The sequence below is a fragment of the Allobaculum sp. Allo2 genome (assembly GCF_022701175.1).
Taxonomy (GTDB): domain Bacteria; phylum Bacillota_I; class Bacilli_A; order Erysipelotrichales; family Erysipelotrichaceae; genus Allobaculum; species Allobaculum fili.
In genome coordinates this window covers 435,378-457,862 of sequence record NZ_CP078088.1, presented here as the reverse complement: position 1 = coordinate 457,862, position 22,485 = coordinate 435,378, and the positions used below count along the sequence as shown (strand labels likewise).

Sequence of the window (22,485 nt, the reverse complement as noted above, 5' to 3'; positions counted from 1 at the left end):
CGTTTTCGGCAATCCTTCTGGCATATCGGAAGAATCCTCGATTCGAACCGCTTAAGATAATGAGTATGGATACTAAACCCGTTACGAATTTTTCTGCAGACTCCGCTCAGAACCCTTCCGCGCAGGCAAAAGAGGCGCTTGCCGAAAAAGACGCCGCTATCAAGTCCCCGGATCATTCCCAGGACCATTCCGCGAAAGCATCCGTCGGGACGGCAAGTACGCCCGAGACGGCCAAAGATCAGGAAGCCATGAAAAAGGCGCTGCGGTGCGCCGGCGCAATCTGATCATTTCGATCGTCTTTGGCATTCTTTTCTTTGTCGTTCTGATCTGGCTGCTGCGTTCGTCCTCCTCGGCGACCACGCAAAAATTCAGCACGCGATTGAATCCGCCGGAATTTTCGGTCCGATTCTCTTTGTTCTGCTCAGCGTCTTCACCTCGTACATTCCAATCGTTCCTTTAGGATCGATGGGATCAATCGGCATCGTTCTCTTTCATCCGCTGCCGGCTTTCTTTCTGAACACGCTCGTTTCCTACATCAACTGCATTCTCGCCTTCTGGCTGGCCAGAAAATGGGGCACCCGCTTCATTTACCAGATCGCCTCGCCAGAAACGGTCGACAAATACGAGAAGCGCCTGAAAAACAGCCGTCACTTTGAACTCATCTTCTTTCTCTGGATGATGATGCCTGTCTCGCCGGACTTGCTGCTGTGCATGCTGGCGGGGCTGTCGAGCATGAAAGTCAGCCATTTTCTCGCGATCATCCTGGTCAGCCGCCCGTTCTCCTCGTGGTGCTATTCCACCGGCATGCTCAAGGTGTTCGAATGGATCCGAAAAGCAGTCCATCTCTAAAGCGTTCTGCAAAAAATCGTGCAAAAAAATGGAGTCCTTTTTCCAGAGGCAGTTCTGGAAAGGGGCTCCTTTTGACGTGTACTTTGGGTTTTGTAATTTCGTTTTGAACTGTTTCTTCTGTCCACGTTTCTGGATTCTGCTCTGGATTTTCCAGAAACGCGAATCCGAAAGCGGTCAGAGCGGTCAGATCCTGCTGGGGAGACAGGATCCACCGGTTTTATCGTTTTTACGCCGCTGTTTCGTCGCTGCTCGCAGCATCCTGGGCGGCATGGCCGTTCGGACCTTTCATGTAGCGGTCCATCTCTTCGGCAATCTGTCGGGAGAGCGCTACGGCGTGCACAACGGTTTTCGCGCCGGTTACGACGTCGCCGCTTGCGAATACGCCCGGCATGGTCGTTGCGCCGATCTCGTCAATTTTCAGGTTGCCGCGGTCGTTGAGCTTAAGATCCGGATCGCGGGAAACGAGACGGGTCTGCGGAACCTGCGAAATGGCTACGAGAATCGTGTCGGCTTTTTCCAGCTTCGCGGAGTCTTCGATCAGCGTGATGTCTCCGTTTTCTTCGACTTTTGTGTCGACGAGCACGACGCCTTCATCAGTAATGCGGATCGGCGCCTTGTTGAAAACGAACTGAACGCCGTCGATTTTTGCGTATTCCACTTCTTCATTCGAAGCGGTCGGCGAATCGGTACGGACGTAAACCACGACTTCGCGGCTGCCTTTCCGAATGGCGGTACGGGCCGCATCCATCGCCGCATTGCCGGCGCCGATGACCGCGACTTTATCGCCTAAATCGTAAACGTTCGGATTGTTCAGGTAGTTCACCGCGTACTGCACGTTGCCGAACGTTTCGCCGGGAATGTTCAGGCGGCGCGGCTTCCATGCGCCGGTGCCGACAAAGACGGACGCGTAGCCGTCATCGAGCAGATCCTGAATGGAAACAGAACCACCGATCGCCATGTTCGGACGGAACTGAATGCCAAGCGCCTTCAGCTTCTTGTAGTAGCGGTCCAGAATCGAATGCGGCAGACGGTATTCCGGAATGCCGTAGCGCATGATGCCTCCGATTTTTTCACGGACTTCAAAAATGGTGACTTTGTAGCCTTTCTGACGCAGCGAAACCGCGATCGTCAGGCCGGCTGGACCGGCACCGATGACAGCGACGCGCTTGCCGTTTTCCGGTTCCATGGACAGCTGAATGCGTTCAAAGCAGGAGTTGGAAATGTACTGTTCGATATCGCTGATGGCTACAGGATTGCCTTTAATGCCGCGCACGCACGCGCCTTCACACTGCTTTTCGTGGTTGCATACGAGGGAGCAGACGATGGACAGCGGGTTGTTTTCAAAAAGCATCTGCGCCGCATCGAGCACTTCATGGTTTTTGAGCTTGCGGATCATTTCGGGGATATTGGTATGAATCGGGCAGGCCTGACGGCATCTTGGATTCTTGCACTGCAGACAAGCCGATGCTTCGGTAAGAATATTGTTCATGTCTAAGTTTCCTTTCTTGTTCTCTGAGGATTGAAAATCCGCCATTCTGCCTCAGGCAGGGCACAAAGCGGATCGGTGATGAAGGAAATATAGAGGCGTACAATACAGGTGTAAAGCTTTACAACGGCGGCATCACACGATTTTCAATGTATTCCCACCTTTCTAACGTGTGTCTTTACACGAAGAAAGATCCTTTCCTGTTTTGCCGCGCATATTGGCTCATCCCTGAGTGCAAAGAAAAGCCGGTCGCTCGGACCGGTCTGTACTGCCTGCTCAGAATAACCTGCACAGGATAAGGAGAAAGAAACATGAAAACCGTTCTCGTTTTTGAAGCGTTAAAAGAAGAAGACCGCCGGGCGCTGGAACAGGAATTTGGCGGCCTCCATTTTGTCTATGGCGACAATCCAAACTGGCCCGGCTATCTCGACACCGCCAGTGCCATCGTGGGCTTTCTTCCTGAAGAATACCGTTTTCGACTGAAATCTCTGCCCGCGCTTGAACTCGTTCAGCTTCCGTTTGCGGGCTATGAAGGCTGGCCGGAACGCGTGACGTGTCCATTAGCCAACGCTTCAGGCAGCTTTGGTCTGGCGATTTCCGAATATCTGATCAGCGCCATCCTGTTTTTTATCGCCGCTATCCGTTCCTGCTCGAAAACCGGAAGAAGAAGGAATGGAACCGGAATATCGGCACGATCGATTCCATTTACGGCAAGACGATTCTCGTTCTGGGCTGCGGCGATCTGGGTTCGACGTTCGCCCGCTCCGTCAAGGCGCTGGGTGCCCATACCATTGACTGGCCCGCAGACGCCGAACAGTTCCGGGCTTTGATGTGGTCGATACGCTCGATCATCTGCACCGCTACCTGCCGTTAAGCGATATCGTAGTGGGTACGCTGCCTTCCAGTCCGGCTACCCATCATCTTCTGACGCTGGACGATTTTTCGCGCATGAAGCCAGACGCGCTGTTTGCGAATGTGGGACGCGGCGATCTGGTCGCCCTCGATGTCCTGGAAAAGGTCATGGCGCAGCATCGGATTCGCGGCATGATTCTCGATGTCTGCGAAATCGAGCCGCTTCCCGCAGACTGCCCGCTTTGGGAAGACGAAAATGTATTCATCACGCCGCACATTTCCGGCGATGAATCGCTGCCGGAAACGAAAAACGTCTCTGGCAGATTATCCGCACCAACCTGCACGCCCTCGAACAGGGAGAACCGTTCATTCACATCGTCAACCGTCCGCAGTCCGATCGCTCCTGAGCGGACGCTCGACAGGATCCAGTCTGGACGTTCTGACTCTCCTGGACGCTTTGGCCCTCTGCGCCTTGCTGAATCTGGCCATTTCTGCTTATCACCAGATTTTTCCAATCTCGAAAAGGCTCTGCATCTTCCTTAACCAAAAGGAGATACAGAGCCTTTTATGTACTTTTAAATATTTTGAAACACTTTGAAATGCGGCGCATCTCCTCCCTGTATGTACAGGAAGAAAATGTGCGCGGTCCTGTCGATTACGGACGGACTTATTTTACCGTTACCGAGATGATGTGCGGGTTGGCGCCTTCATACCAGTAGAGGAAGCCTTCGCAGTCGATCACATCGCCGACTTTGAGTTCCTGTACGGTTTTGTACACTTCGCTTTCCTCGCCGGTCAGATAGGACTCAACAACGAAGGTGTACGTCTTGCCGTCTTTGGAAACGTTGAAGTACAGGTCATCGCCTTCGCTTCCGGATCCGTCGTAGTTATACAGGAACGCTTCTTCGCTGCCTTCCTGTGCGGGTTCTACAGTAAGATCCTTGAAATCCACCAGCTGGTTCTGATGCTTGATCAGTTCTTCTTCATTGCCCAGCAGATCGGTCACATCGACCGGTTCGGCTTTCCAGGTTTCGCCTTCGATCAGTTCTACTTCAGCGCCTTCTGCGATTTCCACTTCGCCGGACCATTCGGTCTTGTAGCCTTTGACTTTGATTTTGGCGCCGTCGGTCAGCTCGTCATACAGATCCTGAGATACAGCAGCGTTGTAAATGAAGTAAGCGCCGTCTGGATCCTGCGCGTAAATCGTTGCCTTGTCTTCCCACCAGGCCTGTTTTGCCTGTACGAACGCTTCGATCGTTACTTCGCTTTCGAGTTCAGCATCCGCGTATTCCTGATACGTCATGACGCCTTCCGATTTTGCGGAGGGATTTGCAGCAGCGGCACTGTCCGCTGTGCTCGAAGCACTGCTCGAGGCTGCCGGGGTCGAGTTCGAGCAGCCGGCAAAGACCATGCCTGCGCAGACAAGCAGAGAAGCCAGAGCTGTTTTTTCATTCTTTTTCTCCTTGGGACAGAATCTTCTGTCTCTTTTCTAATGGGGATTCCATCCAGACACCACTACGAAGCGATCAGGAACGGTTCGTCATCCCGCTCCTTGAGGATCGTCCGGTCAGCGCCCTGAATGGTTTTTCCACGGATAGTGTACTTGGTTTTTTCATGCGGTGAAATCTTTCCCGATCGAATCGCTGTTTTTTCCGCTGCGTTTGAAGATCAGAAAAATCGTGCGAAAGGAAACGGGATGAAACCGTTATCTCCTCGATCCCTTCAAGCTGAAATTTCAGGAGCTTCAGGCGTTTTTCGCTTTTCTTCGTTTCTGAAACAGCCAGACTGCACCGAGAATGACCCACGTCAGTGCAAGCAGAGAAAGAAACCAGACCGAAGAGGCGGGCATCGGGCCCAGATCATGAATCGTCCCGGATCCGGAAGAAATCTGATCCAGACGGTAGAGGGAGGAAACCTTTTCGTACAGTTCGTCGATATAGGCATCATCGACGGTCTGCTTGCGTCTCGTCGAGCGGACGACATCTTCAATGAGCTCGCCGGCCGCGTTGCGCAGCGAAGCCGAGCCGTTAAACACCGGGGTGGTAAACGTATCGTCCAGATGATCCATGAGCAGTTTCGCCGCTTCGATTTTGATCGCGTAATGCTCCTCATTATCCGTGCCAGCCTTCGCCAGATAGTCCTGATACGCCGGATCTTCTAAAGCCTTATGCGTAACGGGAAGATAGCCTTCCGTCTTCGCGTAGCCGATCTGCGGTTCGTTGGAAAGCATGTACTGCACGAACAGCCAGGAGGCGAGTACTTCCTGCGGATCTTCCTTGCCAAAGACGGCCATGGACGGTCCCTGCGAAATCATGAGACTCTGGTTTTCGCTCATCTGCGGCACCGGACGAACGACGGTTTCAAATTCCGTGAAGGCATCCGGGCTGATGTCCGAAAGCGGAGCCTCCGCGCCCATCCACGTGGATCCGGCTGTGGAGTCTACCGCAAACAGCGTCTGCGAGGCATTGAGCAGATTGGCGGGATAGCCGGACACTTTAAAGGTTGAAAACGCGCCGTCCCTGGTTTCCTGCGCAATTTTCTTCAAGTCTTCGCGCGTCATGTCGTTAAAAATTTCAATTTCGCCCTGCTCGGTGCTGTAGCCGGCGTCCTGCTGCTTCAGCATCTGGATCATCATATTGTCGGTGGACTTGTAAATAAAGGGGATCAGCGTTTTCTGGCTGTTGAGGGCGTACGTTCCGTCCGGATTTTTCTGTTCGACCGCTTTATTGGACACTTCCCAGATCCAGTCCCACGTCACGACATCCGGGACGGAATAGCCAAGCTTTTCGACCAGCGTCTTATTGATGTAGAGCGCTTCGGTCGAACGCATGAAGGGCATCGCGTACTGCGTTCCGTCAATGACGCCTTCCTGTACAAACGAATCGACCATTTCATCGGCCGTCGCCCCGTCAAATTTGAGGGCGCTGCCGCCCAGACCGTATTTTTCGTCCGCCATCAGCGCATCGAGACCGACGACGGTCCCGTTCTGCTGGATGTAGGACGCGATATGGTCGGGATAGGTAATCGCCACATTGGGCGTGGTATCCGTCGCAATGTTGGTGATGACGTCGTTGTAAATCTTCCCGTAGTCCGTATACAGCTTCAGATTGACCTTGATGTTTGGATAGAGCGCTTCAAAGTCTTCGATCGCCTTTTTGTAGACATTCGTCTGGTTTTTGTTCGTATCGTTTTTCGCCCAGAAGGAAATCTCAATCGGACGGCTTTCGTCGAGCGCTTCGGGAATCACAAAGGCGCTTTTCGCTTTGGCGCCATGGCAGCCGGAAAGCAGCAGACTCATGCCCGCTGCGGCCGCGCAAAGCAGCCGGGGCAGCCGTTTTCGAAGGCGCTTCATCCTTTGGTTCCTCCTTTGACGACGCCGGACATGATCTGGTTTCGATACACCAGGAACAGAACGATCAGGGGAATGCTGATGACGACGACCGCCGCCATCATCGCCGGAATGTTCGCCCGGCCAAAGCCGCTTTCGCGGATTTGCTGGATGCCGTTGGAAACCAGAAAGTATTTCGGATCATCGGTGACAAGGCTTGGCCAGATGTAGCTGTTCCAGCATTCGATCACCTTGAGAATCGTAATCGTAACGACCGTCGGACGGCACATGGGAACCATGATTTTCCACAGGTATTTCCAGTCCGAAGCCCCGTCGATTTTCGCCGCATAGTACAGCGAATCCGGAATCTGCGCAAAGCTTTCCCGCAGCAGATAAATGTAAAAATGGAAGTGACCGAAGGCAGAATCAGACCCAGAAAAGTATTGCGCAGATTCAGCTCGGTCATCGTCTGAAAATTGGTAATGATGACCAGTTCATTGGGAATCATCATCAGCGCCAGAAAGCCGGTAAAAACCAGGTTCTTCCCTGGAAAGTCCAGCCGGGCGAACGCAAAGGCCGCCAGAATGGTGACAAAGACCATCAGAACCGTAGTAACGATGGTGAAAATGACCGTATTGAGCAGATACCGTCCCAAATCGACTTCCGTAAACGCGTAAAAATAGTTTTCCAGTGTCGGCGACAGCGTAAACAGCTGGGGAATGTATTCCGCGTTGTAGGCGCCGTATCCTTTAAGGACGTCAGCACCATCCAGTAAAACGGAAAGAGAACCGCGATCGCCCACAAAATCAGAAACAGCCAGGTGAGTGGTTTGAATTTTTTCATAGTGTGTCTCTCCGTTTTCTCAGCTGTAGTGGGTATATTTTTCGAAACCATCAGGTTGATGACCGTAATCGTCAAAATAACCAGAAAGAGCAGAATGGCCGCCGCGGACGCATAGGACGGATAGCCCCCGCCATCGCGGTAAAGCATGTCAAAGACGTAGCCGACCAGCGTGTTCATTCCCGCCGCATTCAGATTCGTGCCAAACAGGGCAACCGCATCTGAATACGCCTTGAACGCGCCGATAAAGCCGGTAATGACCAGATAGAACACCGATGGGGAAATCAGCGGCAGCGTGATTTTGTAAAACATGCGCCAGGAGCTGGTGCCGTCTACGCGGGCCGCGTCGTAATACATTGGATTCACGCTGGCCAGTGCGCTGGTCAGAATCAGGATTTTAAAGGGCATGACGATCCAGATCGTGTAAAAGCAGAGCACAAACATCTTGGCCCAGTACGGACCTTCGATAAAGTCGACGGAAGAGCCGCCGCACATATGGATCAGCATGTTCACAAAGCCTTCGGAATACGGCGTCTGCTTGAACAGCACCATGAAGACCATGCCGACTGCGAGGGTATTGGTCACGTACGGCAGAAAGTAAATCGTCTGAAACAGCGAACGCAGCTTTTGAATGCGGGTCAGCAGAAAGGCGATTGCCAGCGACAGACCGGTGGAAATCGGCACCGTAATGATGACGAGCAGAAACGTATTGACGAGCGCCTGCGTGAAATAGGGATCGTGCAAAACGTAGTCGTAGTTGTACCAGCCAATGCCCGCGTACGTCTGCGCGGCGGAACTGTAGCCTTCTTCAAAGGAATAAATCAGCACGTCGATGAGCGGATAAATCAGAAAGACAGCCAGAAACACAAGCGCCGGCAGCAAATACAGAAAACCCTTGTATTTTTGCCAGCCTTTTTCAGGCGCCCTTTTCCCTCTGTGCGCCCGTTTGCGCTTTTCATGCCGCTTCCTCCAGAACGATCGCGGCTTCTACAACTTCTTCAGCCGCTTTTTGAAGAGGCTGAAGATCGGCCACAATCCGGTTTCCGCTTTCGGGTTCAAAAGAAAGACTTTTTCAGCTTGAGATCAAAATGCACCTCCTGCTGATTTTCGGCGAGAATCTGCAGATCTTCCGCCGAAAGAATCGAGCGAACGACCGGATTCATGGACGCCTCGTTTTCGGAAACGATGCTCATGTCCCGGCCGGTAATTTCGGTACGGATCATGCGATCGCAAAGGGCGCCTTCTTCCTTGAGAAGAAAGCCCTCCGGGCGGACGCCGACATGCACCGGCTGATCGGACGCGCTGAGCACACGCGCCACAGGATTTTCGCCGATGTACAAAATCTGATTTTCAATTTTGCCGTGAAACATGTTGATGGGCGGCAGGCCGAGAAACTGCGCGACAAACTGATTGGCCGGATTGTCGTAAACCTTCTGCGGGGTGTCGATCTGCTGCACCCGGCCTTCCTTCATGACGACAATGAAATCCGAAATGCTCATGGCTTCATCCTGGTCATGCGTAACAAAAACGGTCGTAATGCCTGTTTCCTGCTGGATGCGGCGGATTTCTTCCCGGTCTGCAGGCGCAGACGGGCATCCAGATTGGAAAGCGGTTCGTCTAGAAGAAGAACTTTAGGCAGTTTGACCAGAGCACGGGCAATCGCCACGCGCTGCTGCTGTCCGCCCGAGAGTTCCTTAGGCTTGCGTTCGAGCAGATCTTCGATGTGAACAAGCCGTGCCACTTCTTCGACGCGGGCTTTTCGTTCTTCTTCGCTGAGTTTCTGATCGCCCTTGAGGTTTTCCAGCGGGAAGCAGATGTTGTCAAAGACGCTCATATGGGGATAGAGGGCATAGTTCTGAAAAACCATGCCGACCCCGCGTTCCTGCGGTTCAAGTTCCGTGACGTTCTGATCGCCGAAAAATCTCGCCGGAAGTCGGCTTGAGCAGGCCGCTGATCATGTTGAGCGCCGTGCTTTTTCCGCATCCGGAAGGGCCGAGCAGCCCGCAGAGTTTTCCGTTGGAAATGGTGAAATTCAAATCGTCGGCAGCGACGACTTCTCTGCTGTTCTTTTTCTTCCCCGTGCGGGAAAGATTTTGGTGATGTGGTCCAGTACGATATCCATCCTGGCTGATCCTTTCTCTGGGTTGGGATTCCATGCAAGTGCGTTTCAGCCATTTGTTCTGGCTGATGTCTTCAGAATACCATCCCCGTTTTCCCGGACAGGTTTTCGAGAAAATTGAATTTTCCATGAATGTCGATTTCTGTACACCCGGCTTTGCGTGCCGGGCTTTCTTTGCCTGTCCGTTTCTCTTTTCGCTTCGTTTTGAAGCGTATGCACTTTTTATACAGGCTCAAAATCGGTCTGTAAATATATGACTTTTCCCGTGATTTTCCTATTTTCTGGTATTTTTCTCGAAAGTTCGGGCGGAAATCCGCTCAAACCGTCATGCTTTTTACAAATGCAACCGGTAGTTGACGGATTTCCAGCTGACAGGTTCTGTCTGGAACAAATGTCCTTCGATACAATGCAGGCACACAAGTCCACAAGGAGGAAATATCTGATGATTTTCGCAGACAAACTGATTGAACTGCGCAGGCGAAACGGATGGTCCCAGGAAGATCTGGCGAGCCGGCTGAACGTTTCCCGCCAGGCGGTCGCCAAATGGGAAGGCGCCCAGACCGTTCCCTCGCTCGATAAGATTTTGCAGCTTTCCGAAATTTTTGAAGTGTCCACAGACTATCTGCTCAAGGACAACGCCCCGCTGGTCACCATTGAGGAAGAAGAGTCTTCCCTTCCGACTCTGAGTCTGGAAGACGCCAACCGTTTTCTGGATCTGAACCGCCTGAACGCCTGGCGCGTCGCCATTGGTGTGGTTCTCTGTATCCTGTCTCCCGCCGTGCTGATCGGGCTCAGCGCTTTTACGGCTCTCCCTTCTTCCCTGATTTCCGAAAATATGGTTGCCGCGCTTGGCGTCTCCGTACTTCTGGTTCTGGTCGCCATCGCCGTGACGCTCTTCATCTGGTCGGATCAGATCATGAAGCCGTGGAAAACGCTGGAAACCGGAGACTTCAGCCTTGGATACGGCGTTAAAGGCCTGGCCGCACAGAAAAAGAAAGCTTTTGCCAGAACACACACGCTTTCGACCATTATCGGGATTGTCTTCTGCATTCTTTCTCCGATTCCGCCGATTTTCTCTACGCTCTTTATTCATCAGGAATTCTCTGCCGTTCTTTCCGTCACTGCCCTGCTGCTTCTGGTTTCCATCGGCGTCTTCTTTCTCGTCTGGTCGTCCATCACGCAGTCCGGATTTGAAAAATTCTCTCCGAAGGCGACTATTCTTCAGAAAACCGGAAAATGGAAAAACGGATGGATCCTGTTGCCTCGATTTACTGGTGTCTGGCCACAGCCATTTATCTGGGCTGGAGCTTTGCGACCGGAAACTGGGATCAGACCTGGATCATCTGGCCTGTCACCGGCGTGCTGTTTGGAGTGGTTGCGGTAATCGTCCGTCTGGTCACGCAGAGAGAGGATACAGACAGCTGAGACGTCAGACATTTAAAATCACTTTGCTTTTCTGGCGGGCTGCCTCCTTTTTCAGGAGCGGCTCGCTTTTTATTTGTATCGGTTTTCTTTCCGTCGATTTTCCGGATTGGGTGCCCTCCTTTTTCCTTTTCGTGTATCGATTGCGGACATTGATTTCTCCTGTCGATCGTATCTTTGAAAAGCGCCAAAAAGATATCGTTGACCGATATATCGTCTCCTGATATAGTCAAATCAGATATAACGTGTCACGATACATCGAGCGACGACAGGAGGTACAATGCTATGGGACAGGATCTGCCGTTAACGGAAACGCTGTTTTACATGCTTCTGGTTCTTCATCACCCGCTGCATGGATATGGAATTTCCAAGGAAGTGGAACAGATGACGCATGGACGCGTCGTACTGGGCGCCGGAACGCTCTATGGCGCGATTAAGAATCTGCAGAAGAAAGACTGGATCCGGGTGTACCGGGAAGAACCCGACAGTCGAAACAAAAAGGAATACATCATCACCGATCTGGGAAAAGAAGTCTTTGATCAGGAAATTCATCGACTGGAGGGCATGCTCAGAGACGCCAAGGAGAATAAAGAATGAAACAGTTCAGGCTCATGTTCGACAAAGACCGCGAAATCGAATATCTCAACGAAATGTGCGCGAAAGGATGGGCCCTGAAGCGCTTTAAGTACGGTCTCTATACCTTTGAACCGTGTAAACCGGGCGAATGGCAGTTCGACTGCGATCTCAACGACCGCGGGTTTGGCGTATCCCGGGAATATCGTCAGATTCTGAAAGATATGGACATTGAATTTCTCTGTACTTCCGGCTTCTGGTTCCTGGTGCGCCGAAAAAGCGAGTACGGTCCTCTGCATCTGTATACCGATCCCGATTCCCAGCTGGAGCAGCTCAAGCGGATTCGTAAGATGTTCAAAGCCGTCTGCGTGATCGAACTGGCTGCTTCCATGATGGAATTTTATGCGGCGGTGGAAACCAGACAGATGTTTTACTGGATCCTTACCCTCCTGCTGGGACTCATGACGATTGTTCTGATGAATGCGCTGCGCGCCTATAACCAGAAGATCTGGACTCTGGAAGGGCGGAGCCCTGAAGAAAAGGAAAGAAGGCCCAGTCTTGTTCTTGTCTGCGGAATGCTTCTGTACGCCATTTCTCTTCTGCTTCCGGCTTCCATCCTTTCTTTTCGGTACTTTCTGATGGGAGGATCCATTACCCTGGAACTTATTGGCATTTATAGGATGGTGGCAGATCGTAAATCGTCGCTCTGAAACCCGTTAAACTGCGAAACGCAAAATAAAAAGTAAAAAAGTAAATAGGAAAAGACCCGTCCTCTGACTTTTTCCTTTCGAAAAAGCCATAAGGACGGGCTTTTGTGTGTCTGGCTGATGGCGTTGATGCAAGGCGGATCAATCTCAGTCTGTCTGAGGACTGGTTTTATCTTTCACATACCGCACTGTGTTTTACTCGCAGACCGCGCTCATTTTTTCGGCAGCGGCGGCTGGAGCTGTCGTTTCCGTTTTGGACTGACTGAGTTTTCTCCAGGTATGAACATAAAGAATCAGCGCCAGACCAAAGGACAGTACGTCGGCAGCCGGCTGTGCCCAGACCAGTCCGGTAATTCCCATAGCGGCTTCAAGAAGATACATTGCGGGAATGAAGATCAGGCCCTGGCGGCTCACGTTAATTACAAAGGATGCCGCTGCAGCCCCCATCGCCTGCAGCGCGTTGGTAAGAACGTAGTAGACGCCGAACAGAAAGCTTGTGGTTAACAGGATGTGAACAAAATGAACCGCATACGTATAGGCTGTCGGATCGGTCAGGAACACACTGACAATCTGGCCGGAAAAACGAAGCAGATAACGGTCAGCGCCAGTCCTAAAGACAGGGAAAACAAAATGGAGAAGCGGCTGAATGCCCTGCCCGAGTCCCATGCAGATCATGCCGGTAATGGTAATGACTTTCATGGCTACGCCCATGGCCGCCACCGCCATATCCCCGTACTGTGCCATAGGCTGTTGATCAGAATCTGAGAAACGCTCATCAGCAGCGAACCGAGCGCCGCAGGAATGCCGATGATCAGAACACTGCTGCAGACTTTTTCTTTTACTGTGAACTCTCTGGGGTGAATGCTGAGACTGGATTTGCCGCTCAGGAAATAAAAGATGTAATACGCCGCCCCAATGACATTTCCGATCACTGTCGCGATCGCAGCACCAGCTACGTTCCAGCCAAAGCCTAAAATCATAATCGGATCCAGAACCACGTTAATCAGGTTGCCGAGAAGCTGACCCATCATGGCTTTTCCGGATTCGCCTTCCGCACGGATCACATTCGCGTAGCAGTTGGAAACCAGAACAAACGGTCCGCTCCAGGCGACGATCCACAAATAGGTTTTCGTCATTTCCCACGTTTCGGCGCTTGCGCCGATCAGAGTAAGAATCGGATCCATAAAAATCAGAAAGACAGGGCTCATCGCCACACCAAGAACAACGCAGCTCCACATGCAGAAAGAGCAGACCTTTCTGGCATGATCCTTTCTTCCTCGCCAAGGGCACGGGAAATTACGGACGTACCGCCAATGCCGAAAATCGTTCCCGCTGCCATGAACAGCAGGAAAAACGGCGTCGCCAGCGATACTGCCGCGACCTGCAATGCGTCGTGGGTCTGTCCGATAAAGAAAGTATCAGCCAGGTTATAGACGAGTACCATCAGCATCCCCGCCATAGCCGGCAATGCGTTTTTGAATACAGCCTGCGCGACAGGCATGGATTCAAATATTTCCATCGATTTATCTTTCATAACTCTCTCCATTCCATTTTTCGATCTACGTTTCCGCCATTTTCAAAAGCAAGCGATTGATTTGAACATACCGATCCATGCGCCTGGCTGCCTGCGAAGGGAGCCGGCATCGTTTTCTCATTTGTGTATGTCCGGTTTCCGTTTTAACTGTGATATTTCAAAAGCAAGCGATCGATTTCCGCGTTAGTATCGCCCGTCAGGGCGAAAGCCCGCGGGCGTTTATTTTACATTTTCGTAAACTCTTTTCAGCAGTCCGTGGAAGACAGCCTGCTCTTCCTCTGAAAATCCGGTAAACAGAGTCTGTTCCAGTTCCTGGATATCCTTCTTCGCTTTTTCACAGCGTTTTTCCCGTCTTCGCTCAGACGAACCAGCTTCATCCTTCGATCCTTTTGATCGGTAAAGCTTTCCACCAGTTTCTTAGCGACGAGCCGGCTGACAATTCCGACACAGGTAGACTGCGCAACACCTAGAATTCGTTCGAGTTCCTTAAAGGAGTACGTATGATTTTCTTTCTCATCCAGGGAAAGAAGAACCCAGACCTGAACCATGGTCAGATCATCCGCGCGCAGGGAATTGTTTACCCGCCGCTCAATCGCATCATTCAGCATTTTGATCAGCTGTCCGCTGTTTTCCTTATCACTCACAAGAACACCTCCGCTCTTAACAGAAGCTATCATACCGTTCAACAGCATACTGTCAATAGTAAGCTATGTATTTGCTTAAAGCCAGCCGGCTTCCCTCGTGTTCAGGACTGGATTGCCGAATTCCCAGAGTCCGTTTGCGCAGATGAGGAAATTGCTCTCTTTGTGTCCAGTTTTCGGGGAAGAGTTTAGTCAGTGCTTATCAAAAAGAGGAATAGAACTTTCCCAATCAGCTAAACTATACGGTCGGATTTTTGCGTGGACGACCACGTTTCCTTTGGGTTTATCTACCGAATCTGGTCGTGGAATCAGATCAAGTTTTTGAAGAATTGCAATCTGGCTTGGATTCATTTTGATCAGTTCCCACTCATTATCATTTTTTATTCTTTTGCCTCTTTGCAGGATGTGCATGATTTTTTATAGCTCATGTCCTCAAGGAGGCCTTTTTCGTCGAACAGGTTCAGAAGTCTGAACGTAATGACGGTCGACAGGAAATCAATGAATTCGCTGCCGATCACTGAGTAGTCATCATGGACTCTGGTTCCATCAAAGCCGAGGGCGTTCATGTAATACCGCATAACGATCTCGATTTGCCAGCGGTAACTATAGGGCTTCCAGGCATCTTCCGGAGCCAGATCGACATCTGATTCAAAGACCACTGTTCCAAATGTACGTTTTTTCTTTTCGTATTCTTCGAAACTGTACTTATCTTTACGATGCTTATCCAGCCAGTCCGTCTCCTCCTGGGCTGCTCTTCTTGGGTCACGGAAACTGTAGAGCCACTTTTCCTTATTGGACAGCTTCACTTTCTTAAACTGAATTGGCTCCATCTGCCCTAGAAAGCCGCAGCAGCCTTCGATCACTCCCTCGAAGTTATACATCTCATGATCGAAGGCAAGCTTGGCATTCCGATGAAGCGGGTTGAAATAATGAAGCTGCGGGCAGTCTTTAAGGATTTCTTCGATCGATTTGACGGGAAATCCCTTATCTCCAACCATTATTCCGCTTTGAATGCCATTCTGTTTCACAAAACTGTCATAGAAAGTCAGGTCGAGCATATTGCCGGGAAAGCACTGCGAACAGATGGGTTCCATTTTTTCCAGATCAAAAGCATAGAGTACGGAAATATCCCGTCTTCCTTTCAGTCTGGCTTTTCTGGAAAATTCCGAAAGCGTGTTTTGCCTGGAATCGTTCGACTTCAGTGTTCCATCGATCAGAAGATGATCATCAATCCCAACTTTAGCTGCCCGGTTTTTCATGAACTTCAGAATTCGGTTACACGTTTTTCCAAGATCTTTTGAAATATGCTGATCGTATTCTTGCTCATTGCGGTTTCAGGCATCAGTTCTGTCAGAAATGATTCATCGCAACTCTCTTTGAGTTCGCAGTCTTTGATATGCGGATAGCAGACGCGAAGAATGGCCATGCACAGAATCTTATCTGCATCCTGACGATTATAGACCTGAAGCAGTTCATCCAACAGGTCAGCGGACAGCCTGAAACAGAGTTCAACATTGGCCCAGTCCCTGAGAACCGTCTCAGATGTATGAACAGCAGAGGAAGACGGTTCTTCAAGAGGTACGAACTTACCGTTAATAATGTGGCCGATGGTAGGGCCATCGACCGGATAACAATGGCCGTTCTTGCGGACACAGCCGACTCGCTGCTTGACAGCGTATCGATCCTTGTTTTTCCATAGGCATAGACAATCGAATTTTTGGGACGTGGGACGGCACGAATCTCAGCTGGGACAGACATTTTTGGCTCCTTTTCGTATAGTGTATTTATATCTGTCTTATATCATTAAATAATCTATACAGGGAGGATTTTTATAATAAAAATGAAATTTCAAAGAATCAAATTGATTTACGATTTTTGCTTAATAATGCTTGTTAATCGCATGTCTGGTCATGAAGCCAGGCAGAATTAAAAGAGAGCCTCGAAAAAGGCTCTCTAATGAGATAAAATTTCAAAAACGAGCGATTTGTATAGTTAAGCTCGTTGGGAAAGTTCTAGAGGAATAAAAATGAATTTCAAAGATCCATATAGAAATCTTTTAAGAAAAAGAATAGCTGTTTCCGATGAAGCCATTACCTTCAGCGAGCTTTTCATCAAGGATACAGTACATTTATTTGCGGCTAACATTCCCGACGCCATGCACTTCTTAAAAAACAATTGCACGGAAGACGAGTATTCATGGATCAGCGAAATCATTGACGATAGTGCAGAACAGTCGAAAAGTGTTGAACTCATTGAGGCATATAAGAATCTGGCTGAAAAATATCCAGAAGAAACGAAGAGCTACAATATAAAATCATTCATTAATTCCGCTATGGCCATTGCTGAGTCCTGGCAGGAGGATGAAGACTAGTCTTCTAAACTCAATCTAGTATAAAAATCGCACGTAAATCGCACATCAAAACAAAATAAAAACCCGATAGGCTTTACCTACCGGGATATTTGTTAAGTGGTGCGGACGATGCGAGTCGAACGCACACGGGTTGCCCCACTGCCGCCTGAAGACAGCGTGTCTGCCATTTCACCACGTCCGCATATGCGCTTTGTTTCAACGCTTTGATATTATAGCATGCGAAATCAGAACTGGAAGACCAAAGTACATTTAAATTCTAAAGATTTTCTAAACAAAATGCCCGGTTCACTTGTTCTGTTCCCTGAACGGAACGAGAAAACGGGCTTGTGCCTCTATGTGGACGTCTGGATCTGGATTTTTCTTTTGCTTTTTCCTTTGGCCAAGAGCGGATAACAGAAAAGAGACGGCATAGATCGACGAAAAGGTCGATGCCGTCTCTTTTATTTATTCAGGGATTTCGAAGATTCGTCTTTTCTTTTGCAACGGAATCCAGCTAGTCGAGATCCTGTCCAATGTCGGAACGATGAATCAGATCGGAGCAGTGAATGGCGTCTGCGGATTCCTGTACTTTTGCACAGGCTCCGGCAAGCGTTTCGTCTACGCGGGTAAGAATAAGTACGCGTCCGCCGTCCGTAAGGATCCGGCCGTTTTCTCCGACTTTTGCGTGGTTGTAGTTGATGATGCCTTCAAAGTCTTCATCCATCACAATCGGCGCATCGTGGGAATCGGTCTGCGGATAGTCCTTGCCGGCCAGAACAACGGAAACTGCTACTTTCGGCCGCCATTCGAGATTTACCGGTTTGCCTTCCTGCAGATCGAACCAGGCTTTGGCCAGATCGCTGCGCAGAAGCTGCAGATAGGAAACCGCACCGGTTTCTGAAAGACCCGGTTTCATGTTTACGCAGACCAGACCGTGATCGGTCAGCACAAATTCACCGGTCAGAAGACCGTTGTAGTCCACGCCACGTTTCTGGATCACCTTGAAGAACGGAACCATAATTCGCTCAACGGCTTCCTGGGCGTGTTCATGACTGATCGGACCTCTGGCGCTGCATACCGCGCCCATTCCTTTGGCCTGCGGATCGTCTTCATGTTCATAAATACCGCGCATCACAATATAAGGAAGAAGCGGAACCACACGGGCCTTATAAACCATAACCGGCAGATTAAAGCGGCGGCCTTCTTTAAATTCAGAAACCATGACGCGGGTACGTCCATTTCCAAACCATTCTTCCAGCAGATCCAGCGCTTCGTCTTCGTTATACGGAATGGCGAACCGTTTTTCGCCTTCCACTTCCTTCAGTACGAACGGGCATGGAAATTCTTCCACAAACTTTCGTGCTTCTTCAATCGTATTCAGCATGCGGAAATCCGCTACCGGAATATCGTTTTCCTGCATAATCTTGGCCCAGAGCGGCTTGTCATCAATCATATGACAGGCTTTGATATCCGGGGCCAGAACATTCCATCCACGGCTGGAGAGACTGTCTCCCCATCCCTTGCGGATGAGATCCTCATCACAGAGAATGACCAGATCTGGTTCAAACTCCACCAGCGTTCCAAAAATGTCTTCAGGATTATAGTTATCCGGGAGCTCTTCTACCGACTGCTCAAACTGAACCGTTCCCGGATTTCCGGGGACGACGAGTACTTCATTACTGCCGCGGCATTCCAGAAGCGAACCCAGAGCTTGTTCTTTCGCATTTTCACCAATAACAATTATTTTCATACACCAATCTCCTCTGTTCAGGTTTGCCATTTCTGCAATTCATATTACCATGTGCATTTTCCCTGACCGCAGATCCTGCTAACTCCTGTTCAGTTTGTCATATTTGAGGAAAGATATTTTTAACTGATGCAAAGGAATTTTAGGAAGGGCAATCTGTCCACAGTATGCGCCGTCCTTTTTGTCTATTCTTTCCTACGCTCACGTTTCATCTTATCCGTATACTTTCATCCAGCTTTTCTTACTTTTCAAAAAGGCCGGTTCATAAAGTCTTTTCTTCGGGTATCCGAAGAAGACGAACTTTAAACAGCCTTAAGATTGTACGACAGATCGTCATAATCTTTGTGATTTTTAGTGCATCCGTTTTCAAACCGCCTGTTTTGTCCTGCCGAACGCCTGAATCGTTTCCGATCGCACCCCTGAACGTACACGGGGAAAACGTTCAGTTCTGTCATTTTGTCAGAAAAGAGCGTGCGCGGCTCAGAATTCTGTTACATTGATATATACCTTTTCCTGTCCGGACGATGCGTTTCCTTCACTTTGAAAAACGATCGCCGGCCGTTTAAAAAGCAGGCAGACCGCAAACCTTTCCGCAAAATCTGCGCTGCCAGAAAGGAGAACCTGTGAATTCTGAACCGTCCAAATCCAGCCCTTCTTTACAGGAGCCGGCTGCCCAGAAGAAGGCTTCGAAAAAGCTTCCAGAAAACAATCCCGGCCGGCAAACCGGAACAGAAACCGGCGTAGAAATCGGATTCTGCTTCTGATTGCGCTGATTGCCGCCGCCGTTGCGGGTTTCTATCTGCTTTTCAAGGCGCTGAACCCGATCAGCCTGGCTTCCGAAGTCTATGTGGCTGAATATACCGAGTCGTTTAACTCCAAAGGAAACCTGAAATCGGTCTTCCTGGATTCCGAAGACAAAGTCACATTTAAAGGCTCAGTAGATAAAGATAAAATCGGCACTTACGATGCCGCCTATGTGTATAAAGGAAAAGAATATCCGTTTCTCGTTGAAGTAAAGGATACGAAAGGCCCTGAGCTCGAAGTCCACGATCTGACCATTACGACCAATGAGAATCTGACGCCGCGCATGTTCGTGACATCGTGTTCCGATCCGTCCAACTATTCCCTGAAAATGACCGGCGATGACCCCAAGCGCCGCGAAGGGTCCTATGAAATCACCATTACAGCCCGGGATGACTACGAAAACGAAACCAGCAAGACCGTCAAGCTGACCCGCGTCAACGATACCCATCCTCCGGTCATTGAAAACTTCACCGAAAGCATTGAGCTGCTCCAGGGAAAACCGTATCCCGCCGAACAGCTGATCATCACGGATGACTATGACGAAAAGCCTTCCGTACACATCGATACTTCGGCGCTGAATACGGAAGCCCCGGGTTCCTATCCGGTTACCATTCGTCTCATTGACCATTCCGGCAACGAACAGACGTATTCGCAGACGGTTACCGTAAAGGAAAATCCAAACTACGGAAAGAAACTGGTGTATCTGACCTTCGAAGAAGGTCCGTCCAGCCAGACCGATGCCATTCTGGACGCTCTGGAGCGCAATAACGTCAAAGCGACCTTCTTTGTTACGGCGGAGCATCCAGAATCCGCCGATAAGATCCGCAAAATTGCGGATGCGGGCCATTCGCTGGGCCTGATGTCCTATTCCAACAATCCTTCCGCCATCTACAAATCCGAAGACGCGTATTTCAAGGATCTGGACAAAATTTCCAGTCTGGTCCGTGAAGAAACCGGTCAGGATGTCAAACTGATCCGCTTCCCGGAAGGATCCGGCAACACGGTCGTTCCCGGCACGGGAATCATGTCCGATCTCGTTCGTGCCATCAGCCAGAAAGGCTACATGTACTGCGACTGGAACGCGGATTCCAACGACTGGTATGACGTGAACATCGATCCAAACACGCTGATCAACACCTGTCTCCAGCATATGACAGCCGATCAGCTGGTCGTCCGCTTCCACGACTCGCCCGACCAGTCCACGACTGCCCAGGCGCTCGATGCGATCATTCAGAACTATCGGGACAACGGCTATTCTTTTGAAGTCATTGATGAAACGACGATCCTTCCGCATCAGGTTGTCATGAACTGATACGAATTTTCTGAGCTGCTCTGTGATTTTTCGCAGAGCGAAGACCATAGACAAAAGGCGATACGCTCGTGATTCTGCGCGCGTATCGCCTTTTTCTGTTTCTGACTCTGAATTTCTGTATGAATTTTCGTCTGCCGAAATCGATGAATGATCCTAGATTCCGGTGACGTAGTGGAAGGCTTCTTCCGCTGCGATAGCACCGTCTCCGCAGGCGGTAACGATCTGACGAAGTTCCTTGTCGATGCAGTCGCCGCATCCGAAAATTCCAGGAACGGCGGTTCTCATGCGGCGGTCAACGACCAGATAGCCGCGCTCATCGAGTACGCCAAGATCCTTCACAAAGCTGGTTTCCGGAATGTGACCGATGTAAGGGAAGATGCCCTGACATTTCAGATGTACTTCGAGGCCGTCTTCGAGGTTTTTGAGGGTAAGTCCGCTGACTTTGCCGTCTTCCATCTGAATGGAAACCGGGATGTGATGACGGATTACGCGAATCTTGTCGTTGGCGGCGATGTCCTGCTGCACTTTGGTTGCTGCACGGAATTCATCGCGGCGGATGACAATCGTTACCGAAGACGCGAAGCGCGCCAGGAACTGCGCTTCTTCCAGAGCGGAGTTGCCGCCGCCGATGACAACGACTTCCTTTTCACGGAAGAAGGCGCCGTCGCATACGGCGCAGAAGCTTTCGCCGTGACCGATGGCTTCCTGTTCGCCAGGGATATCGAGATGACGTTCTGCCGCACCCGTGGCGACAATAACGGCTTTCGCATTGATGATGGTGCCGTCTTTCAGGATGACCTGATGACCGGCGGATACGGATTCAACTTCGCCAAACATGTACTGGGCGCCGAACTCGATGGACTGCTGATACATCTGCATGGCCAGATCCGGTCCGGAAACGGAAGGTACGCCAGGATAGTTATCGACCTGGTACGTTTTGAGAAGTTTTCCGCCTGGAGCCGTACCGTCAATCATGACTGTCGTCAGTCCGGCACGGGAAGCATACAGTGCGGCGGTCATTCCAGCTGGGCCGGCGCCGATAATCACAAGATCATATTCTTGTTCCATTTTGATTCCTCCTTGAGAAGAAAAGGAAGCTGGCGAAGATCATCGATCAGATAATCCGGACCTTCCTTTTCGAGTGCTGTTCTTTGTACTGTATCTAAAGTATAGCCGATGGACACAAAACCGGCTCTGTGTGCCGCCTGAATGTCTGCGTCGTTGTCTCCGACGTAGACCGCTTTTTCCTTTGGATAGCCCATGACTTTCGCCGCATGCAGCAGTCCTGCCGGATCCGGCTTGCAGGCCGGCTGATCTTCCTTCGCGAATACCGCCTCAAAATATGGACGCAGATGACAGATTTCCATCCCCAGCAAAACCGGTTCGCGCCGCTTGTTGGAAAGGATTCCCATCGCATACCCTTCGTCATACAGCTTCTGAACGGTTTCGAGCGCATGCGGCATTTCACGCAGCAACATGTAATGCAGATCCTTGTTAATTTTCTGATAGAGGTCGATCACGTCTTCCACTTCTTCCGGCGGAAAATAGCGAAGAAAGGTCGTTTCGAGCGTTGGGCCGAAAAAGGAATACAGCTCTTCGGGGCTCAGCTGGTAATCGGGAAGCTTCTGGGCAAACACCTGCCGGAACGTCTCGAACACAAGATTCTGCGAATCGATCAGCGTGCCGTCCAGGTCAAACAGCACCAGCGGCTTTTGCGGATCGACAGTATGTTTTGAGGATGGGGTCTGTCCTGCATTGGAATTTGGCAATTTTTCCATGTTCGCTCTCCTTAAAAATGCCTTGCGGCATTCTCGTCGTTTTCGTTTCGGGGTACTTCGGGTATCCCCGGTCTATTTTGCGTACATCGGGTTCATTCCATCACGTGCATATCGCGTACATATGGAAACAGAGCGCCGGGAGC

Annotated in this window: 25 protein-coding genes, 1 tRNA gene and 1 pseudogene; 10 read left to right on the top strand and 17 right to left on the bottom strand. The window is 50.5% G+C overall.

Annotated features, from left to right (window positions below):
* Positions 1-65: 65 nt before the first annotated feature.
* Both KWG61_RS02795 and KWG61_RS02790 read left to right on the top strand, forming a co-directional pair.
* Positions 66-284 carry a hypothetical protein gene (locus KWG61_RS02795; RefSeq protein ID WP_242744862.1) on the top strand — a complete coding sequence of 73 codons (219 nt, stop codon included), beginning with the start codon at positions 66-68 and terminating at the stop codon, positions 282-284.
* Between the two features lie 181 nt (positions 285-465).
* Positions 466-849 carry a VTT domain-containing protein gene (locus KWG61_RS02790; protein ID WP_242744861.1) on the top strand — a complete coding sequence of 128 codons (384 nt, stop codon included), beginning with the start codon at positions 466-468 and terminating at the stop codon, positions 847-849.
* A 226-nt stretch (positions 850-1,075) separates the two neighbouring features.
* Here KWG61_RS02790 and KWG61_RS02785 read toward each other — a convergent pair whose 3' ends face one another.
* Positions 1,076-2,383 (bottom strand): NAD(P)-dependent oxidoreductase, encoded by a 1,308-nt coding sequence (locus tag KWG61_RS02785; RefSeq protein WP_255658325.1) that lies wholly within the window; start codon positions 2,381-2,383, stop codon positions 1,076-1,078.
* A gap of 505 nt (positions 2,384-2,888) precedes the next feature.
* Here KWG61_RS02785 and KWG61_RS16965 point away from each other — a divergent pair.
* Positions 2,889-3,209, top strand: a complete 321-nt coding sequence (locus KWG61_RS16965; RefSeq protein WP_367614244.1) for an NAD(P)-dependent oxidoreductase — start codon at positions 2,889-2,891, stop codon at positions 3,207-3,209.
* Positions 3,167-3,730, top strand: a complete 564-nt coding sequence (locus KWG61_RS02780; protein WP_256460759.1) for an NAD(P)-dependent oxidoreductase — start codon at positions 3,167-3,169, stop codon at positions 3,728-3,730. The genes KWG61_RS16965 and KWG61_RS02780 overlap by 43 nt, the downstream gene beginning before the upstream one ends.
* Before the next feature lie 124 nt (positions 3,731-3,854).
* Here the strand turns inward: KWG61_RS02780 and KWG61_RS02775 are convergent, their stop codons facing one another.
* The 7 genes from KWG61_RS02775 to KWG61_RS15830 all read right to left on the bottom strand — a co-directional run bounded on the left by KWG61_RS02775 (position 3,855) and on the right by KWG61_RS15830 (position 9,604).
* Positions 3,855-4,598, bottom strand: a complete 744-nt coding sequence (locus tag KWG61_RS02775) for a hypothetical protein (RefSeq protein WP_242744860.1) — start codon at positions 4,596-4,598, stop codon at positions 3,855-3,857.
* A gap of 333 nt (positions 4,599-4,931) precedes the next feature.
* Entirely contained in the window at positions 4,932-6,539 is a 1,608-nt protein-coding gene (locus KWG61_RS02770; RefSeq protein WP_230268088.1) for an ABC transporter substrate-binding protein, read from the bottom strand.
* Positions 6,536-6,871: an ABC transporter permease subunit gene (locus tag KWG61_RS02765; RefSeq protein ID WP_242745520.1), complete on the bottom strand. Its 336-nt coding sequence runs from the start codon at positions 6,869-6,871 to the stop codon at positions 6,536-6,538. The genes KWG61_RS02770 and KWG61_RS02765 overlap by 4 nt, the downstream gene beginning before the upstream one ends.
* A gap of 244 nt (positions 6,872-7,115) precedes the next feature.
* Complete coding sequence (locus KWG61_RS02760; RefSeq protein ID WP_242744859.1) at positions 7,116-8,237, bottom strand: carbohydrate ABC transporter permease; 1,122 nt, start codon at positions 8,235-8,237, stop codon at positions 7,116-7,118.
* A gap of 173 nt (positions 8,238-8,410) precedes the next feature.
* Positions 8,411-8,854: a hypothetical protein gene (locus tag KWG61_RS02755; protein WP_242744858.1), complete on the bottom strand. Its 444-nt coding sequence runs from the start codon at positions 8,852-8,854 to the stop codon at positions 8,411-8,413.
* Positions 8,851-9,222 carry an ATP-binding cassette domain-containing protein gene (locus KWG61_RS15835; RefSeq protein ID WP_256460758.1) on the bottom strand — a complete coding sequence of 124 codons (372 nt, stop codon included), beginning with the start codon at positions 9,220-9,222 and terminating at the stop codon, positions 8,851-8,853. The genes KWG61_RS02755 and KWG61_RS15835 overlap by 4 nt, the downstream gene beginning before the upstream one ends.
* 22 nt (positions 9,223-9,244) lie before the next feature.
* Entirely contained in the window at positions 9,245-9,604 is a 360-nt protein-coding gene (locus KWG61_RS15830; protein ID WP_256460757.1) for an ATP-binding cassette domain-containing protein, read from the bottom strand.
* A 312-nt stretch (positions 9,605-9,916) separates the two neighbouring features.
* Between KWG61_RS15830 and KWG61_RS02745 the strand changes: the two genes are divergently transcribed.
* The 3 genes from KWG61_RS02745 (at position 9,917) to KWG61_RS02735 (ending at position 12,179) form a co-directional block, all read left to right on the top strand.
* Positions 9,917-10,858, top strand: a complete 942-nt coding sequence (locus KWG61_RS02745) for a helix-turn-helix domain-containing protein (RefSeq protein WP_242744857.1) — start codon at positions 9,917-9,919, stop codon at positions 10,856-10,858.
* Positions 10,859-11,181: 323 nt separating this feature from the next.
* Positions 11,182-11,493: a PadR family transcriptional regulator gene (locus KWG61_RS02740; protein WP_230268083.1), complete on the top strand. Its 312-nt coding sequence runs from the start codon at positions 11,182-11,184 to the stop codon at positions 11,491-11,493.
* A complete protein-coding gene (locus KWG61_RS02735; protein WP_230268082.1) occupies positions 11,490-12,179 on the top strand; it encodes a DUF2812 domain-containing protein in 690 nt (229 codons plus the stop codon). The genes KWG61_RS02740 and KWG61_RS02735 overlap by 4 nt, the downstream gene beginning before the upstream one ends.
* 192 nt (positions 12,180-12,371) lie before the next feature.
* Here the strand turns inward: KWG61_RS02735 and KWG61_RS02730 are convergent, their stop codons facing one another.
* The 5 genes and pseudogenes from KWG61_RS02730 to KWG61_RS02710 form a co-directional block, all read right to left on the bottom strand.
* Positions 12,372-12,920: an MATE family efflux transporter gene (locus KWG61_RS02730; protein WP_242744856.1), complete on the bottom strand. Its 549-nt coding sequence runs from the start codon at positions 12,918-12,920 to the stop codon at positions 12,372-12,374.
* Positions 12,878-13,620: pseudogene (locus KWG61_RS02725) on the bottom strand (MATE family efflux transporter). Before KWG61_RS02725 ends, KWG61_RS02730 begins: the two are co-directional and overlap by 43 nt.
* Positions 13,621-13,955: 335 nt before the next feature.
* Positions 13,956-14,354, bottom strand: coding sequence for a MarR family winged helix-turn-helix transcriptional regulator (locus KWG61_RS02720; protein WP_242744855.1), 399 nt, complete (start codon positions 14,352-14,354; stop codon positions 13,956-13,958).
* A gap of 377 nt (positions 14,355-14,731) precedes the next feature.
* Positions 14,732-15,610, bottom strand: a complete 879-nt coding sequence (locus tag KWG61_RS02715) for a transposase (RefSeq protein ID WP_242744854.1) — start codon at positions 15,608-15,610, stop codon at positions 14,732-14,734.
* A 5-nt stretch (positions 15,611-15,615) separates the two neighbouring features.
* The gene (locus KWG61_RS02710) at positions 15,616-15,831 is read right to left on the bottom strand and encodes a hypothetical protein (RefSeq protein WP_242744853.1); all 216 of its coding nucleotides are present in this window, start codon (positions 15,829-15,831) and stop codon (positions 15,616-15,618) included.
* Positions 15,832-16,377: 546 nt separating this feature from the next.
* On the opposite strand from KWG61_RS02710, the gene KWG61_RS02705 reads away from it, so the two are divergent.
* Positions 16,378-16,722, top strand: coding sequence for a hypothetical protein (locus tag KWG61_RS02705; protein ID WP_230266931.1), 345 nt, complete (start codon positions 16,378-16,380; stop codon positions 16,720-16,722).
* A 97-nt stretch (positions 16,723-16,819) separates the two neighbouring features.
* Here the strand turns inward: KWG61_RS02705 and KWG61_RS02700 are convergent.
* Both KWG61_RS02700 and KWG61_RS02695 read right to left on the bottom strand, forming a co-directional pair.
* A tRNA-Leu gene (locus KWG61_RS02700) sits at positions 16,820-16,903 on the bottom strand.
* A 312-nt stretch (positions 16,904-17,215) separates the two neighbouring features.
* A complete protein-coding gene (locus tag KWG61_RS02695; protein ID WP_230266932.1) occupies positions 17,216-18,451 on the bottom strand; it encodes a phosphoribosylglycinamide synthetase C domain-containing protein in 1,236 nt (411 codons plus the stop codon).
* A 620-nt stretch (positions 18,452-19,071) separates the two neighbouring features.
* On the opposite strand from KWG61_RS02695, the gene KWG61_RS02690 reads away from it, so the two are divergent.
* Together KWG61_RS02690 and KWG61_RS02685 are read left to right on the top strand one after the other, a co-directional pair.
* Positions 19,072-19,212: a hypothetical protein gene (locus KWG61_RS02690; RefSeq protein ID WP_242744852.1), complete on the top strand. Its 141-nt coding sequence runs from the start codon at positions 19,072-19,074 to the stop codon at positions 19,210-19,212.
* A gap of 83 nt (positions 19,213-19,295) precedes the next feature.
* Positions 19,296-20,564 (top strand): polysaccharide deacetylase family protein, encoded by a 1,269-nt coding sequence (locus KWG61_RS02685; protein WP_242744851.1) that lies wholly within the window; start codon positions 19,296-19,298, stop codon positions 20,562-20,564.
* Between the two features lie 153 nt (positions 20,565-20,717).
* Here the strand turns inward: KWG61_RS02685 and trxB are convergent, their stop codons facing one another.
* Both trxB and KWG61_RS02675 read right to left on the bottom strand, forming a co-directional pair.
* Entirely contained in the window at positions 20,718-21,632 is a 915-nt protein-coding gene (trxB, locus tag KWG61_RS02680) for a thioredoxin-disulfide reductase (RefSeq protein WP_230266934.1), read from the bottom strand.
* Complete coding sequence (locus KWG61_RS02675; protein ID WP_230266935.1) at positions 21,608-22,342, bottom strand: HAD family hydrolase; 735 nt, start codon at positions 22,340-22,342, stop codon at positions 21,608-21,610. The genes trxB and KWG61_RS02675 overlap by 25 nt, the downstream gene beginning before the upstream one ends.
* Positions 22,343-22,485 lie beyond the last annotated feature (143 nt).